Origin of the sequence: Amycolatopsis thailandensis, from assembly GCF_002234405.1 — a bacterium.
Classification (GTDB): domain Bacteria; phylum Actinomycetota; class Actinomycetes; order Mycobacteriales; family Pseudonocardiaceae; genus Amycolatopsis; species Amycolatopsis thailandensis.
On record NZ_NMQT01000182.1, the window covers coordinates 1 to 14,767 of the forward strand.

The window sequence follows — 14,767 nt, forward strand, 5'->3', positions numbered from 1 at the left end:
TTGCGTCTAGCGCAAGCAAGGAGGCCTTCATGTACCTGGCGGTACTTCGGTCGTGAGTGAAGGCCGAGTTCCTGCGCTCAGCCGAGGCAAGGGGCCTTCACGCGACACCGTTGTGACTGGTGTGGCAGTTGGGACGAAAGTGATGGTCCCGAAGGTCGTGAAGGCCTCCTTGCCTACTCTCAAGGTAGGGAAGGAGGCCTTCACGGCACGCGAACTCAAAACGCCAGGTCAGCGAAACCCCAGCTCAGCCCCGCAGTCGTTGGGCCGCTTCCCGGCCGGGAGCGGGAGCCTCACCCGGCACCGAGTCCGGATCGATGGCCGCCTGCACGACGCGGTCTTCGGCACCGACCAGCAGTTCCGCGCCCGGTCGCGTCGAGCGTTTGACCAGCGCCAGCGCGATCGGCCCCAGTTCGTGGTGCTGCACCACGCTGCCCACGCGCCCGACCGTCCGCTCGCCCAGCACCACCGGGTCACCGGTTTCCGGCGTGATCTCCGGCGAACCGTCCAGATGCAGCAGCGCCATGTACCGCGGCGGCCGCCCGACGTTGTGCACCTTCGCGACGGTCTCCTGCCCGCGGTAGCAGCCCTTCGCCACATGCGCGGCGGAGTCGACCCAGTTCACCTCGTGCGGGATCGTGCGCTCGTCGGTGTCGAGCCCCAGCCGCGGCCGCAGCGACTCGACTCGCAGCGCGTCGAAAGTCCAGCTGCCCGCCGGGCGCGCCCCCGCGTCGGTCAGCCGGCGCCACCAGTCGGCGAGTTCGGCGCGGGGCACGGCGAGGTCGACGCTGTGCCGTCCCGGCCACGGCATCCGCCGCGCGAAACCGCCGGGGATCGGCGCGACCGAGTACGCGTCCGGGCCCAGCGAGACCCCCACGGAGTCCAGTACCCGGTCCGCCTCGGGGCCGAGGACGGTCAGCAGCGCCAGTTCCCCCGACGCGTCGCGGATGTCCACTTTGGACCAGAACTTCATCGCTTCGAGGTACTCGCGCAAAGTCTGCTTGCCGCCGGAAGGCAGCGCGCTGGAGGCCACCGCGCCCCTGTCGCTGTCCAGGAACACCGTGCCGTCCGAATGCGCGACGACCATGTGGGTGTCGACGCGGCCTTGGCTGTCCAGCACGAGCGCCTCGGTGCCGGTGCCCTCGGCGAGCCCGGTGACATGCTGCGAGATCACCAAATGCAGCCAGGACAACCGTTCTTCCCCGGTCACGGCCAGGATTTCGCGATGCGAACGGTCGATCACGACCGCGCCGCGCGCCGCCGTCCGTTGCTCGGCGAAGGGGTCTCCCCAATGCCACGGGACACCTTCCTCCGGATGCCCGTCGGGTGCCGCGATCGGTCCGGGAAGGTCGAGCAGGGGGGAGCGGTAGGGCATGAAACCCATGCTAGTGAGTACCGTGTCCCCATGCGCGTGCTTGCCTTCCTCGACGGGACCCTGGCCGACCCCGAAGCCGCTCACCTGCGGGTGGACGACCTCGGATTGCTTCGCGGCGACGGCGTGTTCGAGACGATCCTCGTCGTCGACGGACGCCCCCGTGAACTCCGCCCGCACCTCGAGCGGCTGGCCCGTTCCGCGGCCATGCTCGACCTGCCGGAGCCGGACCTCGCCGACTGGGAGCGCGCCGCGCAGGTCGTCATCGACAACTGGTCCGGCACCGCCGAAATCGCGCTGAAACTGGTGTACACCAGGGGAATCGACGGCGACCCGGAAGCGAAGCCGTTCGGGTTCGCACTCGGCGTGGAGATCGACGAGAAGGTCCTGCGGGCCCGCGTCGAAGGCGTCGCGGCGATCACCCTCGAACGCGGTATCGAGCCCGATCTCGCCGAGCGCGCGCCGTGGCTGCTGCTGGGCGCGAAGTCGATTTCGTACGGCGTCAACATGGCCGCGCTCCGGGAGGCGGGCCGCCGCGGCGCGAGCGATGTGATTTTCACCGCCGCCGACGGTTCGGTCTTCGAAGGGCCGACTTCGACGGTCGTCCTCGCGAAGGACAAGACGCTTTACACGCCGCCCGCGACCATCGGCATCCTGCCGGGGACGACGCAGGCCGCGCTGTTCCGTGGTGCCGAGCGGGCGGGCTGGTCGGTCAAGGTCGAACCGCTCAAGGTTTCGGACCTCACCGGAGGCGAAGGGCTGTTCCTCGCCTCGTCGGTCCGCAAGCTGACCAGGGTGCACACGCTCGACGGCGTCACGCTCGGCGACTCCAGCGCGATCCACGCCGAACTGGCCGCCGCGTACGAGAGCGAGTACGCGATCAGCTGAGCGGGCTGATGATCAGCAGGTGCGGAAGGATCGCTTCTTCGCGGTAGGCCGCGATCTTGTGGTGCCCGTCGAGGATCACCGCCGCGTCGGCGGTTTCCAGCACGACCGCGACCGGACGGTGCCCGCTCTTGATCGCCGTCCGGTAGTAACCGACCCGCGAGACGTCGGCGGGCGGCCAATCGGCGCTCGGGGTCAGGTAGCGGTCCTCGGCCAGCCGTTCGGGGCCGGTGACCTGGTAGTCGCCGTCGGTGAAGAGGGCGAGAAGCGGGCGGAGCGTGTCGCCGAGCGGACGCCGCATCTGGCCGGTGGCCAGCGCTATCCGCAACGACTGCGGGAGTTCGGGCTGCGAGGGGACCGAATTCGTGTCGATGACACCCGTGCCACCGTCGACCTTTACCTGTTCCACACCCTCGTGGACGAGTGAAAGCGGAGAAGGGTTCCGGGACGGGCCTGTGCGAGTGCCGGGAGTGACGCCCGTCTCACCACCGCGGCCACCGGATAACCACCGGTAGTCGGATGATCCGCCAAGAAGACGACCGGCAGCCCGTTCGGCGGCACCTGGACGGCGCCGGTCAGCAGGCCCTCGCTGGGCAGCTCCTGTTCGACGTATTCGTCCTCGCGAGTCAACGCGGGTCCGTCGAGCCGGAGGCCGACACGGTTCGATTCCGCCGTCACCGTCCAGGTCTTCGCGAGCCCGCCCGCGAGGTTCTCGAACCAGTGCGCACGCGGGCCCGGCTCCACCTCGACGACCAACGACGCCGGAGCGACCGTGGGCAGCACGACATCGGCGCCGCCAGGCAAGGAAGGTGTGCCGAGCGGGAGGACGTCGCCTGCCTTCAGCGGAGCGGGTCCGATCTCCGAAAGGACGTCCCGCGATCGGCTGCCGAGTTCCGCGTCCACCGCGATCCCGCCGGAAACCGCCAGGTAGCAGCGCAAACCGGTGGCGGGCGCGCCGATCTCGACGACTTGGCCCGCCGCCAGCCACACCGGCGCGTGCGAGCCGACCGCGCGCCCGTCGATTGCGACGTCGACGACCGGACCGGTCACCGCGATCGTGCAAGAGGAGATCGCCCGCAGCGCAGACCCGCCGAGCAGGCATTCGACGCCCGCGGCGTCCTCGTCGTTGCCGACGAGCCGGTTGGCCAGCCGCAGCGCCGGGACGTCCAGCGCGCCGGACGGCGGGACACCGAGATGCGCGTAGCCGGGCCTGCCGAGGTCCTGGACCAGCGCGAGCGGGCCCGGCCGGACCACTTCGAGCGCCCTCATCCGGCGCTCCGGAACCGCACGCGGTCGCCGGGTGCGAGCAGCGCGGGCCGCTCGGCGCGGGGATCGAACAGGACGGTCCGGGTGTGGCCGATCAGCCGCCAGCCGCCGGGCGAGACGCGCGGGTACACGCCGGTGAACTCACCCGCGATCCCGACCGAACCCGGTGGCACGCGAGTGCGCGGAGACGACAGCCTCGGCTGCCGGAGTGGTTCGGGAAGTCCTGTCAGGTAACCGAAACCGGGCGCGAACCCGGTGAACGCCACGGTGTAGACGGCGCCGGTGTGCAACCCGACGACGTCCTCAATGGACACTCCGGCGTCCTGCGCGACCAGTTCGAGATCTTCGCCGTCATACGTGACGTCGAGGGTGATCTCGCGGGATTCGCCTTCGGGCGGGTGTTCGAGATCGGCGCCGGAAAGAAGCTCGCGGACGGCGGAGAGGGCGCCGGAGCCCGGGGTTTCCACCACGAGCAGGCTGCGGGCGCCGGGGACGAGTTCGGCGATCCCGGCCGGGCGCGCCGACGAGACCGTGGCGTGCGCCGCGATCGTCTGGGTCAGGGAATCACAGTCGAGCAGGGCGGCGTGCTCGCCGTAGGCACGCCACCGCACGGGAGACGGTCAGCCCACCACGCGACGCAGCAGCGCCGACGTGTGCGGCTGGAGTTCCTGGCCCATCATGGCGCGCTCCTCGACGTAGCCGAGTTCGCCGTTGACGATGCCGTAGAGCCGCTGCGAGGCCGTGACGTCCTTGGCCGTCGAAGTGCGGACGACGGCGTCGGTGCCCAGCTCCCAGGCCGGAACCGAAGCCTTGCCACGGGGCTTGCCGTAGAAGAGCTCGACGATGCCGGTGTTGTGGGTCAGCAGCAGCTCGATCGTGTCGTCGGCCTGCGGACGCCAGAACCCGGACTCCCGCGCGGCGGGCCGGATGACCTTGCCCTCTTCGTCGAGCAGCCAGGCGCGAGCCTCGTGCGTGAGGAAGGGGCGGCCGTCGTGCGCGATGGTCAGCTGCATGCCGAACCGGTACGGGCCGTCGATGGTCGGGTAGTCGACCTCGCCTTCACCGCGCCACACGCCGACGAGCGGCAGCAGCGCCAGGCAGGCGTCGTTGAGGTTCGGCCCTTCGCGCAGGTTCGCCGTGTCGCCCGGGACGGGCATGTCGTCGAACTGGGGAAGGTTCCGGTCGCGCGTGCTTTCCGCGCGCTTTTCCGCGGCCTGGATGGCCTCGTCGCCACTAGCCGTCATGGGTCAGCGCTGGTCCGCGTAAAGCCGGTAGACGACGTACACGGCGAACCAGGTGATCGCGACGCCGGCGAGCACCAGCAGGGTCGTAAACAGGATCTCCACGCCACGCACTTTAGTCGCTACCTGCCCGGACAGGCCCGCTGAGGGTCCGTGGCAGTGCCCACAGGGGCTGAAGGACGCTTTCCCCGCGTGTGACGCGACGAAGGGGCCCTTCACCGCATCGCATGCGGTGAAGGGCCCCTTCAGCCCGTCTTAGGCGACCGAGATGGCCAGCTGGTGGACGCCCGGGCCCTGGGCGGTCACGGACGCTTCGCCGTTGCCGGAGCGGTGCAGCGCGCGCACCGTCCAGTCGCCGGGGGCCGCGTAGAAACGGAAGTCGCCGTCCGCCGACGAGACGACCTCGCCGGTGAAGTCGCCGCCGCCGTCCAGCAACCGCACGAAGGCGCCGCCGACGGGCCCCTCCGCACCGGTCACCTTGCCGGCCAGCACGACCTGACCGCGGGTGTCGTAGTCGGCGGGCGTGGCCTCCTGGACCGGCGCGCCGCAGCTGTCGTCAGCCATCACTTAGCTCCCAACTCGACCGGCACGCCGACGAGCGAGCCGTATTCCGTCCATGAACCGTCGTAGTTCTTCACCTGGTCGTAGCCGAGGAGCTCGTGCAGCGCGAACCACGCGATGGACGAACGCTCGCCGATGCGGCAGTACGCGATCGTGGACTTCGACTCGTCGAGGCCCTCGTCGGAGTACAGCTCCTTGATCTCGTCCTCGGTCTTGAAGGTGCCGTCCTCGTTGGCGACCTTCGCCCACGGGACGTTCAGCGCGCCCGGGATGTGGCCCGGGACCTGCGACTGCTCCTGCGGCAGGTGCGCCGGGGCGAGCAGCTTGCCGGAGAACTCGTCGGGCGAGCGCACGTCGACGAAGTTGCTGCCGCCGATGGCCTGGACGACCTCGTCGCGGAACGCGCGGATCGAGAGGTCCTGCTCCTTGGCCTTGTAGGTGGTGGCCTCGCGCTTGACCTCTTCCGAGTTCAGCTCGCGGCCGTCGAGTTCCCACTTCTTGCGGCCGCCGTCGAGCAGCTGCACGTTCTCGTGGCCGTAGAGCTTGAAGTACCAGTACGCGTACGCGGCGAACCAGTTGTTGTTGCCGCCGTAGAGGACGACGCGGTCGTCGTTCGAGACACCCTTCTCCGAGAGCAGCTTCTCGAAGCCCTCCTTGTTGACGAAGTCGCGCCGGACCCCGTCCTGCAGGTCCTTGCGCCAGTCGAACTTCACCGCACCGCGGATGTGTCCGTTGTCGTACGCGGTCGTGTCCTCGTCGACCTCGATGAACACGACACCCGGGGTGTCCAGGTTCTCCTCGGCCCACTGGGTGGTGACCAGGACGTCTTCACGGCTCATGGAGCTGACTCTCTTTCTGGGTTAGGACGCGCGAGGGCTGGGGCTGAAACGCTTGATGAGCAGGTACATCTCGCAACCGAGACAGAAGTTGAACGCCGCGTTGAGGAAGGCCGCGAACAGCGCGAACGCCGTCGCGACGAAGCCGAGCGCGGGCAGGCCGGCGGCGAAGCCGACGGTGCCGATGACGGCGAACACGAAGCCGACGGCCTGCGCGAACCGCAGCGGGGCCGCGTCCTCGCGTTCGGTCGCCGGGCCCAGCCGCGGCGCCACCAGGTAGCGGTAGAGGAGGGAGTACGGCGCCGGCTTCAGGCCGACGAAGGCGCCGATCGCGAACACCACCGCCTGCGCCGCGAGCAGTGGCCACCACTGGGTGATGAGCACGATCGCGAGCACGATCGTCGTCAGGATGGCGGCGAAACGCGGACCCCGGGGGTCGACGGCCGGTCCTGCGGACATGGATCCTCCTGCGAACGAGAGGGAAAGAGGTGCGTGCCGGACAGGCACGCGCGGCGGCTTCGAAGGCGCGATCAGCAGGCCGGACACAGGCTGCTGCGAACGCGGCACAGATCCACTGCGCGGCGCTGGGTCAGCAAGGTTCGGGGCAGCCTGTTCACGGGCACGAGGGTACGCAGAGCTCCCTCAGGTTGGGAACCGTGTTCACACCTTGGGACGCTTCCCAAAATTCGGGATCAGGCGTTCGCCAGATGGGGTTTCAGGGCTTCGAGAAGCTCCTGACCTCGGGGAACGCCGCCGACGCGGAAGACCTCCCTGCCGTCCGGCGTCAAGGCCAGCGTCGTCGGAGTCCGCAATACCGAAAGTGCCTGGGCGACTTCGGGGGTCTCGGTGACGTCCAGATCGACGTGCGTGAGGCCGTCGGTCTTCTCCGCGAGCGACGACAGGATCACGCGGGTGTGGCGGCACGGCGCGCAGAACGTGGTGGAGATTTGAACCAGGGTGACGCCCTCGGGAGCGAGGGCGCCGGAAACGCGACCGGGCAGTGCGGGAGCGCCGGCCTTCGCCGCGCGGATGCGGCCGTTGCGCGCCTGCATCAGCGCGCCCGCCACCCCGCCGAGCACCAGGACGCCCAGCAGCACCCACACTCCGGTCATCCGCAAATCACCCCTGAGGCTTCGCTCCGCTGAAGGCGACGTTCTTGCCTTCACCCTTGATGGTCACCGAGCCGCTGTTCACGCGCACCGACGTCGGGGTCACCGAGAACGGCATCGCGCCGGTGTCGATGGTCGCGTTGAAGTTCGGCAGCAGCAGTTGCTGCACAGCCTGGGGAACGACGGTGGTTTCCTTGTCATTCCCGAACTGGAGCCGCTTCGGCTCGAGACGGATCTTCTGCCCGTCCAGTTCGATCATCGCGAAGCAGAAGATCTCCGTGTTGTTCCCGGCGATCTGCACGTTGCCCGAAACCCGGATCCCGGCGCTGGCGGTGTCCACCGGCTCGCCGTTCTCGTTCGTGGTCGTCGTGGGCTTCGTCTCGCCCTGCCCGCTGTCGCCGTTGCGGACGTAGTCCTCGGTGACCGGCTCGATCTTCAGGTTCTCGATCTTGTTCAGCGGCGCCTGCCGCGCGATGTCGGCGGCCTTGATGATCACCTCGCCCTTGAGCGTGCCGATGGTGATCGCCTTGGTGTTGCCGGACGTCAGGTCCGAGAGCGGCGCCGTGACGTCGCTCATGTCGGCGTTGAAGTCCACGTCGTTCAGCTTCGGCGGAACGGCGACGCCCTGGGCGTTGATGGTGATGTGACTGTAGTCACCGGAGAGGGCCTGGGTCAGGAACGGGAAACCGTGCACCGTGACCGCCGGATCGTTGGCCAGCTTCAGCTGTTCCCGGGTCTTCTGGGAGATCGTGTGCTCGGCGAACGCGGCCGCCCCGAAATCGGCCCCGACCAGCAGGACCAAGAGCACCGCGAGGGCGATGAGCCAGCCCCGTCCACGCCGCTTCGGTCGCTTGGCGGACCGGCCGGGGGAAGGCCGTTCGTCACGCGCCACGGGCCTGCTCACCATCGCTTCGAATCTCCTTCGTAAACCTCTTTGGCCAGGTGTGATCGATCCAGCACGGGATAGGTCGTCGGCCGTTCACCCGCTATTCTCACTAAGCACCGGCTGTAGCCACGTACGAGGCGACTACGAGTTAGGGCGGTGCGGCGATGAGCCTGGACCTTCTGGTGTTGACTGCGGAACCCGACGCGACCGCGGTGCTGCCCGCTCTCGATCTGCTGCCCCACACCGTACGCGTACGTGCTCCCGAGGTGACCGCACTCCTCGACGCCGGCCACCGCGACGTCATCGTCCTCGACGCCCGCACCGATCTCGCCTCCGCGAAGAGCCTCTGCCGCCTGCTCAAGGGCGCCGGTGAGGACGAGGCCTCCACACCGGTCATCGCCGTGGTCGGCGAAGGCGGGCTGGTCGCGGTCAGCGCGGAATGGCGCACCGACGACATCATGCTCCCGACGGCCGGTCCCGCCGAGGTCGACGCCCGGCTGCGGCTGGTCACCACCCGCGACGGTGCCGCCGCGCAGGTCGACGCCGAACTCCGCGTCGGCGAGCTGGTCATCGACGAGGCGACCTACACCGCGAAGCTCCGCAAGCGCACCCTCGAACTCACCTACAAGGAGTTCGAGCTCCTCAAGTACCTCGCGCAGCACGCCGGCCGGGTGTTCACCCGCGCGCAGCTGCTGCAGGAGGTCTGGGGCTACGACTTCTTCGGCGGCACGCGCACCGTCGACGTCCACGTCCGGCGCCTGCGCGCGAAGCTGGGGCCGGAGCACGAGCAGATGATCGGGACCGTGCGCAACGTCGGCTACAAGTTCGAGCGGCCGTCCAAGGGCGCCGCGGCCAAGCAGCAGGCCATCGCCCCGGACGCGAGCGTCTACGAGCCGAACGAGCTTTCCGCGCACTGAGGTCCCTCCCTCTCCTGCCTGACAAGACGTCCGGGCGGCTTACTGGTTCCCCGGTAGGGTCGGTTTCATGCTTGACGGCGCTGATGGACCCTCGACGGGAAAGAGTGTCTCGGATCTGGCTTGGACCGGTGAACCGGAAACGGAAGAGATCCACGACTTCCTCCTCGCCGTGCGCGAGGCCGACGGCCGCCCGGAGGACACCGGTTTCGACGGTGGAGAGCACCTCCTGGGGCACGTCGACGGTGAGCTGGTCGCGTATGCGCACCTCGACACCGAAGGCGACTCGCACGGCAACCAGGTCGCCGAACTGTTCGTCCACCCCGCGCACCGCCGCTCGGGTCACGGCAGAGCGCTCACCAAGGCCCTGGCCGAGCACGTCGCCGGGAAGCCGCTGCGCGTCTGGGCGCACGGCGACCACCCCGCCGCCGTCCACATCGCCGGGACCGAAGGCTTCGAGCGCGCCCGTGAGCTGCTGATCCTGCACGCCGACGCCGAAGCGGCGGACTGGCCGGAACCCGTGACGCGCGAGGGCGTCACACTGCGCACGTTCGTTCCCGGTCAGGACGAGGAAGCGATGGTCCGCGTCAACGCGCGCGCCTTCGACTGGCACCCCGAGCAGGGCGCCCTGACCGCCGACGAGGTCCGCGCGACCGAGAAGGAAGCCTGGTTCGACCCCGAGGGTTTCTTCCTCGCGGAAGAGGACGGGAAGGTCATCGGATTCCACTGGACAAAGGTCCACGAGGCGGTCCCCGGCCGGTTCGGCGGCGAGCCCGCGGGCGAGGTCTACGTCGTCGGCATCGATCCGGACGCGCAGGGCGGTGGCCTCGGGAAGGCGCTCACCCTCGCCGGCCTGCGGTATCTCCGCGATCGCGGGCTGGGACAGGTGATCTTGTACGTGGAGGGCGACAACGCTCCCGCGCTCGCGGTCTATTCGAAGCTCGGCTTCACCCGATACGAGGTCGACGTCCAATACGCTCGGTAACCGCGTTCACACGTGCGGCACTTGACCGGTCACGGAGAGCAGACGCGCAGGTCACGGCCGGGACACAGACCACTTTCGGAGTAGTCGCGCTGCTCACATCGGCCGCCTTGTTCACTTGCCGTTCACCCTTAGACGGTCGCCTGTCCACTGTCGGTGCTTAATGTCCGGGTCCGGAAGGAACGCTCCCGTTCCACCGATCCGGCGAAAGTCTCCCAGTGGAGGAAATGCAGTGAAGATCATGCGGCCCGCGGGCGCGATCGGCATCGTGGCCACCGCCGCCCTCGTGCTCGGCGCCTGTGGATCCGACCCGGCGGCGACCAAGCCCCAGAGCTCGGGCGCCGCGTCCGCGCCCAGTGGCGCGGCCAACGTCGAATGCGGCGGCAAGAACCCGCTTTCGGCCGAGGGCTCGTCCGCGCAGAAGACCGCGGTCGACATCTTCGTGCAGCAGTACGCCGCCAAGTGCTCCGGCCAGAAGGTGAACTACAACCCCAGCGGTTCCGGCGCCGGCATCAAGCAGTTCAACGCGAACCAGGTCGACTTCGCCGGTTCGGACTCGCCTCTCAAGGACGGCGAGGAGGCCGACAAGGCCAAGGCCCGCTGCGCCTCCGACGCGTGGAACCTGCCGCTCGTCATCGGCCCGGTCGCCGTCGCGTACAAGGTTTCCGGTGTCGACAAGCTGACGCTGACCCCCGAGGTCACCGCCAAGATCTTCAACGGCGGCATCACCAAGTGGAACGACCCGGCCATCAAGGCGGTCAAGGGCAACGAGAGCGTCAACCTGCCGGACAAGGCCATCCAGGTCATCTCGCGCTCCGACGAGTCGGGCACCACCGACAACTTCCAGAAGTACCTGAAGGCCGCCTCGAAGGGCGCCTGGACCCAGGGCGACGGCAAGAAGTTCGCCGGTGGCGTCGGTAACGGTGCCGAGAAGTCCAACGGTGTGGCCAGCGCGGTCAAGGCCACCGACGGCGCGATCACCTACGTCGAGTCCGCGTTCGCGAAGGACGGCATCAACGCCGCCCTGATCGACAGCGGCTCCGGCGGTGTCGAGCTCACCGCGGCGAACGTCGCCAAGGCCCTCGACGCGGCGAAGTTCAAGAAGGAAGGCACCAACGACCTCGCGCTGGACCTGAACGCGATCTACTCCAGCAACGTCGCCGGCACCTACCCGATCATCCTCGCCACCTACGAGATCGTCTGCTCCAAGTACGCCGACGCCGAGGTCGCCAAGGCCGTCAAGGCGTTCCTGAACGTCGCCGCCACCGACGGTCAGAAGCCGCTCTCGGACAAGGGCTACGTGCCGATCCCGCAGAGCCTGCAGGACAAGGTCCTGACCGCCGTCAAGGCCATCGCCTGACCCTGTTGCCGATCTTCAGGCCGATCAGTAAACAGGCTGGACAGAAGTAGTCGATGAGCGATTCGTCTTCGCCCAGAACGCCCACCGGCGACCCCGGTGGGCGTTCTGGCGTCCGCGAGACCTTCACGGAGGACCCGATTTCGGAGCAACCTGCCGCGTCACCGCCCGAGAAGTCCTCGGTGCCACTCGCGAGCCCCAATTCCAGGACGGTGCGGCCCGGTGACCGCATCTTCCAGTTCCTGACCACCGGAGCCGGCGTCTTCGTCGTCTCGCTGATCGGCCTGATCGGACTGTTCCTGCTGGTGCAGGCCATTCCGGCGCTCCAGGCCGACAACGTGAACTTCCTGACCAGCCAGGTCTGGCAGACCGATCCGAACGACATGAAGTTCGGCATCATGGGCCTGCTGCTGGTCACGGTCTACTCGGCGCTGCTGGCCCTGATCATCGCGATGCCGATCTCGCTCGGCATCGCCCTGTTCCTCACCCAGTACGCGCCGAAGCGGCTGGCGAGGCCCTTCGCCTACGTGATCGACCTGCTCGCCGCGGTCCCGTCGATCATCTACGGCCTGTGGGGCCTGATGGTCTTCGCACCGACGATCGAGCCCTTCTCCCAGTGGGTCAACGACACCTTCTCGTGGATCCCGCTGTTCGCGGCGGGCAACGTCTCGCCGGACCTGCGCGGCACGATCTTCACCGCGGGCATCGTGCTCGCCGTGATGATCCTGCCGATCATCACCTCGCTGTCGCGTGAGGTGTTCGAGCGGACCCCGACCCCGCACATCGAAGGCGCGCTGGCGCTGGGCGCCACCCGCTGGGAGGTCATCCGCACCACGGTGCTGCCGTTCGGCAAGGCAGGCTACATCGGCGCCTCGATGCTGGGCCTCGGCCGCGCGCTCGGCGAGACGATCGCGCTCGCGATCATCCTGACCGGCGCGGTGGGCCGCGAGTTCACCTGGAGCCTCTTCGACGGTGGCGCCACCTTCGCCTCGAAGATCGCGGCGGACTACGCGGAACTCAACAACGAGATCTCGGCGGGCGCGTACATCGCGGCCGGCCTCGTGCTGTTCCTGCTGACGTTCATCGTCAACTTCGCCGCGCGATCCATCATCGCCAAGAAGGGGGACTGAGCATGTCCACCACGCTCGAGAAGACCCCCGCCACCACCCCCGCCTTCCAGCAGGTCAGCCTGGCACGGAAGGCCAAGAACGGCCTCGCGACGGTCCTGATCTGGCTGTCGTTCCTGATCGCCGTCGTGCCGCTGGTCTGGCTGCTCGCCACGGTGGTCATCAACGGCGTCAAGCGGATCCCCTACAGCAACTGGTGGACCGAGGACTTCGGCTCGGTGCTGTCGGACGAGGTCGGCGGCGGTGTGCTGCACGCCGTCATCGGCTCGGTGCTGCAGGGCCTGGTCTGCGCGATCATCGCGGTCCCGATCGGCATGCTGGTCGCGATCTACCTGGTCGAATACGGCCGCGGGAAGCTCGCGAAGGTCACGACGTTCATGGTGGACATCCTCTCCGGTGTCCCCTCGATCGTCGCGGCGCTGTTCATCTACGCGCTGTGGATCACGACGTTCGGCCTCCCGCGCAGCGGTTTCGCCGTGTCGCTCGCCCTGGTGCTGCTGATGATCCCGGTGGTCGTGCGCTCGTCGGAGGAGATGCTGCGGATCGTCCCGGACGACCTGCGCGAAGCCTCCTACGCGCTCGGCGTGCCCAAGTGGAAGACGATCATGAAGATCGTCCTGCCGACCGCGCTGTCCGGCATCATCGGCGGCATCATGATGGCGCTCGCCCGGGTCATGGGCGAGACCGCGCCGCTGCTGGTCCTCGTGGGGTACTCCGCCTACGTGAACTGGGACATCTTCGGTGGCGAACAGGCCGCTTTGCCGCTTCTGATGAACAACGAACGGGTCAGCAACCCGTTCGACGAAGGTACCGTCGCGTTCGACCGGATCTGGGGTGCCGCGCTCACCCTGGTGCTGATCATCGCGATCGTGAACCTTCTCGCCATGCTCTTTGCCCGTCTTGTCGCCCCGAAGAAGAAGTGAGCTGTTTGAGATGGCCAAACGAATCGACGTCAAAGACGTGGACATCTACTACGGCAAATTCCACGCCGTGGACGGCGTCACCCTCTCGGTGCCGCCGCGGAACGTCACCGCGTTCATCGGCCCGTCGGGCTGCGGCAAGTCGACGGTGCTGCGCACGCTGAACCGCATGCACGAGGTCATCCCCGGCGCCCGCGTCGAGGGTGAGGTGCTGCTCGACGGCGAGGACATCTACGGCGCCGGGGTCGACCCGGTGCAGGTCCGCCGCACGATCGGCATGGTGTTCCAGCGGCCCAACCCGTTCCCGACGATGTCGATCCGCGACAACGTCGTGGCAGGCCTGCGCCTCGGCGGCACCAAGGGCAAGAAGGAGCTCGACGAGGTCGCCGAGCGCGCGCTGCGCGGCGCGAACCTGTGGAACGAGGTCAAGGACCGGCTGAACAAGCCCGGCGGCGGCCTCTCCGGTGGTCAGCAGCAGCGGCTCTGCATCGCGCGGGCGATCGCCGTGCGGCCGGACGTGCTGCTGATGGACGAACCGTGCTCCGCGCTCGACCCGATCTCGACGCTGGCCATCGAGGACCTGATCGGTGAGCTCAAGAAGGAGTACACGATCGTCATCGTGACGCACAACATGCAGCAGGCGGCGCGCGTCTCGGACCAGACCGCGTTCTTCAACCTGGCGGGCGTCGGCCAGCCGGGTCGCCTGGTGGAGCTGAACGACACCGAGAAGATCTTCTCGAACCCGGACGAGAAGGCGACCGAGGACTACATCTCGGGCCGGTTCGGCTGAGTCTCGGCAAGTACATGAAGGCCCCCTTCCTTGCGCCAGGCGCAAGGAAGGGGGCCTTCATGTACTTCCGACCGTTCCGTTGGATTTCAGGGCCGACCGCGACCCCGCTGGTTCACAACGGACATTCTTCCCAGCTCCAACGCCCGTTTCGGGCACTTTGCGTGGGGTCGTGAGTGGGTAAGTGACGTTCCTCCACACTCGGGCCCTGCTTCGTCTCGACGGTGGGTGAAGCCGGTGCTGGGGGCCGGTGCGGTCGACGGGGGAAGATTTCGGCCGTTGAGCGTCCGGAATCTTCCCCCGTCACCTCGTCTGCCACCGGTGCGCCCGGCGTCCTTGGCGACGATGTAGGAATTGGGACGTTCAACGTCCCAATTCCTACATCGTCGCGCCTGGCAGCCGCGGAACCACCACTCTCGTCCAGTCAGGCGTGGGCAGGTGCGCCCGCGGCGGGTGATCGCGAGTACCCGGGCCGCGACGTGCCGAAGGGGCCTTTCACCGCATCCGATGCGCGGAAAGGCCCCTTC

The 14,767-nt window shown here is 68.2% G+C and carries 17 protein-coding genes; 7 read left to right on the top strand and 10 right to left on the bottom strand.

Going from position 1 to position 14,767, the window contains the following annotated elements:
• Positions 1-244: 244 nt before the first annotated feature.
• Positions 245-1,372 carry a CAF17-like 4Fe-4S cluster assembly/insertion protein YgfZ gene (gene ygfZ, locus CFP71_RS40125; RefSeq protein ID WP_093939129.1) on the bottom strand — a complete coding sequence of 376 codons (1,128 nt, stop codon included), beginning with the start codon at positions 1,370-1,372 and terminating at the stop codon, positions 245-247.
• A gap of 30 nt (positions 1,373-1,402) precedes the next feature.
• On the opposite strand from ygfZ, the gene CFP71_RS40130 reads away from it, so the two are divergent.
• The gene (locus tag CFP71_RS40130; RefSeq protein ID WP_093939116.1) at positions 1,403-2,257 is read left to right on the top strand and encodes an aminodeoxychorismate lyase; all 855 of its coding nucleotides are present in this window, start codon (positions 1,403-1,405) and stop codon (positions 2,255-2,257) included.
• Here CFP71_RS40130 and CFP71_RS40135 read toward each other — a convergent pair.
• The 9 genes from CFP71_RS40135 to CFP71_RS40175 all read right to left on the bottom strand — a co-directional run bounded on the left by CFP71_RS40135 (position 2,250) and on the right by CFP71_RS40175 (position 8,174).
• Positions 2,250-2,663 (bottom strand): hypothetical protein, encoded by a 414-nt coding sequence (locus CFP71_RS40135; protein WP_093939117.1) that lies wholly within the window; start codon positions 2,661-2,663, stop codon positions 2,250-2,252. The two genes, CFP71_RS40130 and CFP71_RS40135, sit on opposite strands and share 8 nt — an antisense overlap.
• Positions 2,651-3,523, bottom strand: a complete 873-nt coding sequence (locus CFP71_RS40140; RefSeq protein ID WP_093939118.1) for a 5-oxoprolinase subunit C family protein — start codon at positions 3,521-3,523, stop codon at positions 2,651-2,653. Before CFP71_RS40140 ends, CFP71_RS40135 begins: the two co-directional genes overlap by 13 nt.
• Positions 3,520-4,131, bottom strand: a complete 612-nt coding sequence (gene pxpB, locus CFP71_RS40145; protein ID WP_093939119.1) for a 5-oxoprolinase subunit PxpB — start codon at positions 4,129-4,131, stop codon at positions 3,520-3,522. The genes CFP71_RS40140 and pxpB overlap by 4 nt, the downstream gene beginning before the upstream one ends.
• A 9-nt stretch (positions 4,132-4,140) precedes the next feature.
• Positions 4,141-4,764, bottom strand: a complete 624-nt coding sequence (locus CFP71_RS40150) for a heme-binding beta-barrel domain-containing protein (protein WP_093939120.1) — start codon at positions 4,762-4,764, stop codon at positions 4,141-4,143.
• A 252-nt stretch (positions 4,765-5,016) separates the two neighbouring features.
• Entirely contained in the window at positions 5,017-5,325 is a 309-nt protein-coding gene (locus CFP71_RS40155) for a DUF1416 domain-containing protein (protein WP_167406447.1), read from the bottom strand.
• The gene (locus tag CFP71_RS40160) at positions 5,325-6,161 is read right to left on the bottom strand and encodes a sulfurtransferase (protein WP_093939122.1); all 837 of its coding nucleotides are present in this window, start codon (positions 6,159-6,161) and stop codon (positions 5,325-5,327) included. The genes CFP71_RS40155 and CFP71_RS40160 overlap by 1 nt, the downstream gene beginning before the upstream one ends.
• A 21-nt stretch (positions 6,162-6,182) precedes the next feature.
• A complete protein-coding gene (locus CFP71_RS40165) occupies positions 6,183-6,617 on the bottom strand; it encodes a DUF4395 domain-containing protein (protein WP_093939123.1) in 435 nt (144 codons plus the stop codon).
• 233 nt (positions 6,618-6,850) lie between these two features.
• Complete coding sequence (locus CFP71_RS40170) at positions 6,851-7,270, bottom strand: TlpA family protein disulfide reductase (RefSeq protein WP_093939130.1); 420 nt, start codon at positions 7,268-7,270, stop codon at positions 6,851-6,853.
• Positions 7,271-7,277: 7 nt separating this feature from the next.
• Positions 7,278-8,174: an LmeA family phospholipid-binding protein gene (locus CFP71_RS40175; protein ID WP_093939124.1), complete on the bottom strand. Its 897-nt coding sequence runs from the start codon at positions 8,172-8,174 to the stop codon at positions 7,278-7,280.
• A 143-nt stretch (positions 8,175-8,317) separates the two neighbouring features.
• Between CFP71_RS40175 and CFP71_RS40180 the strand changes: the two genes are divergently transcribed.
• The 6 genes from CFP71_RS40180 to pstB all read left to right on the top strand — a co-directional run bounded on the left by CFP71_RS40180 (position 8,318) and on the right by pstB (position 14,243).
• Positions 8,318-9,070, top strand: coding sequence for a winged helix-turn-helix transcriptional regulator (locus CFP71_RS40180; RefSeq protein ID WP_093939125.1), 753 nt, complete (start codon positions 8,318-8,320; stop codon positions 9,068-9,070).
• A gap of 67 nt (positions 9,071-9,137) precedes the next feature.
• Entirely contained in the window at positions 9,138-10,052 is a 915-nt protein-coding gene (gene mshD / locus CFP71_RS40185) for a mycothiol synthase (RefSeq protein WP_093939126.1), read from the top strand.
• 229 nt (positions 10,053-10,281) lie between these two features.
• Positions 10,282-11,409, top strand: coding sequence for a phosphate ABC transporter substrate-binding protein PstS (gene pstS / locus CFP71_RS40190; RefSeq protein ID WP_093939127.1), 1,128 nt, complete (start codon positions 10,282-10,284; stop codon positions 11,407-11,409).
• 209 nt (positions 11,410-11,618) lie between these two features.
• Positions 11,619-12,536 carry a phosphate ABC transporter permease subunit PstC gene (gene pstC, locus CFP71_RS40195; protein WP_093939131.1) on the top strand — a complete coding sequence of 306 codons (918 nt, stop codon included), beginning with the start codon at positions 11,619-11,621 and terminating at the stop codon, positions 12,534-12,536.
• 2 nt (positions 12,537-12,538) lie between these two features.
• Positions 12,539-13,456, top strand: a complete 918-nt coding sequence (gene pstA, locus CFP71_RS40200) for a phosphate ABC transporter permease PstA (protein WP_093939128.1) — start codon at positions 12,539-12,541, stop codon at positions 13,454-13,456.
• A 10-nt stretch (positions 13,457-13,466) separates the two neighbouring features.
• A complete protein-coding gene (gene pstB, locus CFP71_RS40205) occupies positions 13,467-14,243 on the top strand; it encodes a phosphate ABC transporter ATP-binding protein PstB (protein ID WP_005152681.1) in 777 nt (258 codons plus the stop codon).
• The last annotated feature ends 524 nt before the right edge of the window (positions 14,244-14,767 follow it).

Excerpts from the sequence above, each read along its gene's own strand:
- ygfZ (WP_093939129.1), bottom strand. The coding sequence starts at position 1,372 with ATGCCCTACCGCTCCCCCCTGCTCGACCTTCCCGGACCGATCGCGGCA.
- CFP71_RS40130 (WP_093939116.1), top strand. The coding sequence starts at position 1,403 with ATGCGCGTGCTTGCCTTCCTCGACGGGACCCTGGCCGACCCCGAAGCC.
- CFP71_RS40140 (WP_093939118.1), bottom strand. The coding sequence starts at position 3,523 with ATGAGGGCGCTCGAAGTGGTCCGGCCGGGCCCGCTCGCGCTGGTCCAG.
- CFP71_RS40150 (WP_093939120.1), bottom strand. The coding sequence starts at position 4,764 with ATGACGGCTAGTGGCGACGAGGCCATCCAGGCCGCGGAAAAGCGCGCG.
- CFP71_RS40155 (WP_167406447.1), bottom strand. The coding sequence starts at position 5,325 with ATGGCTGACGACAGCTGCGGCGCGCCGGTCCAGGAGGCCACGCCCGCC.
- CFP71_RS40160 (WP_093939122.1), bottom strand. The coding sequence starts at position 6,161 with ATGAGCCGTGAAGACGTCCTGGTCACCACCCAGTGGGCCGAGGAGAAC.
- CFP71_RS40165 (WP_093939123.1), bottom strand. The coding sequence starts at position 6,617 with ATGTCCGCAGGACCGGCCGTCGACCCCCGGGGTCCGCGTTTCGCCGCC.
- CFP71_RS40170 (WP_093939130.1), bottom strand. The coding sequence starts at position 7,270 with ATGACCGGAGTGTGGGTGCTGCTGGGCGTCCTGGTGCTCGGCGGGGTG.
- CFP71_RS40175 (WP_093939124.1), bottom strand. The coding sequence starts at position 8,174 with ATGGTGAGCAGGCCCGTGGCGCGTGACGAACGGCCTTCCCCCGGCCGG.
- CFP71_RS40180 (WP_093939125.1), top strand. The coding sequence starts at position 8,318 with ATGAGCCTGGACCTTCTGGTGTTGACTGCGGAACCCGACGCGACCGCG.
- mshD (WP_093939126.1), top strand. The coding sequence starts at position 9,138 with ATGCTTGACGGCGCTGATGGACCCTCGACGGGAAAGAGTGTCTCGGAT.
- pstA (WP_093939128.1), top strand. The coding sequence starts at position 12,539 with ATGTCCACCACGCTCGAGAAGACCCCCGCCACCACCCCCGCCTTCCAG.
- pstB (WP_005152681.1), top strand. The coding sequence starts at position 13,467 with ATGGCCAAACGAATCGACGTCAAAGACGTGGACATCTACTACGGCAAA.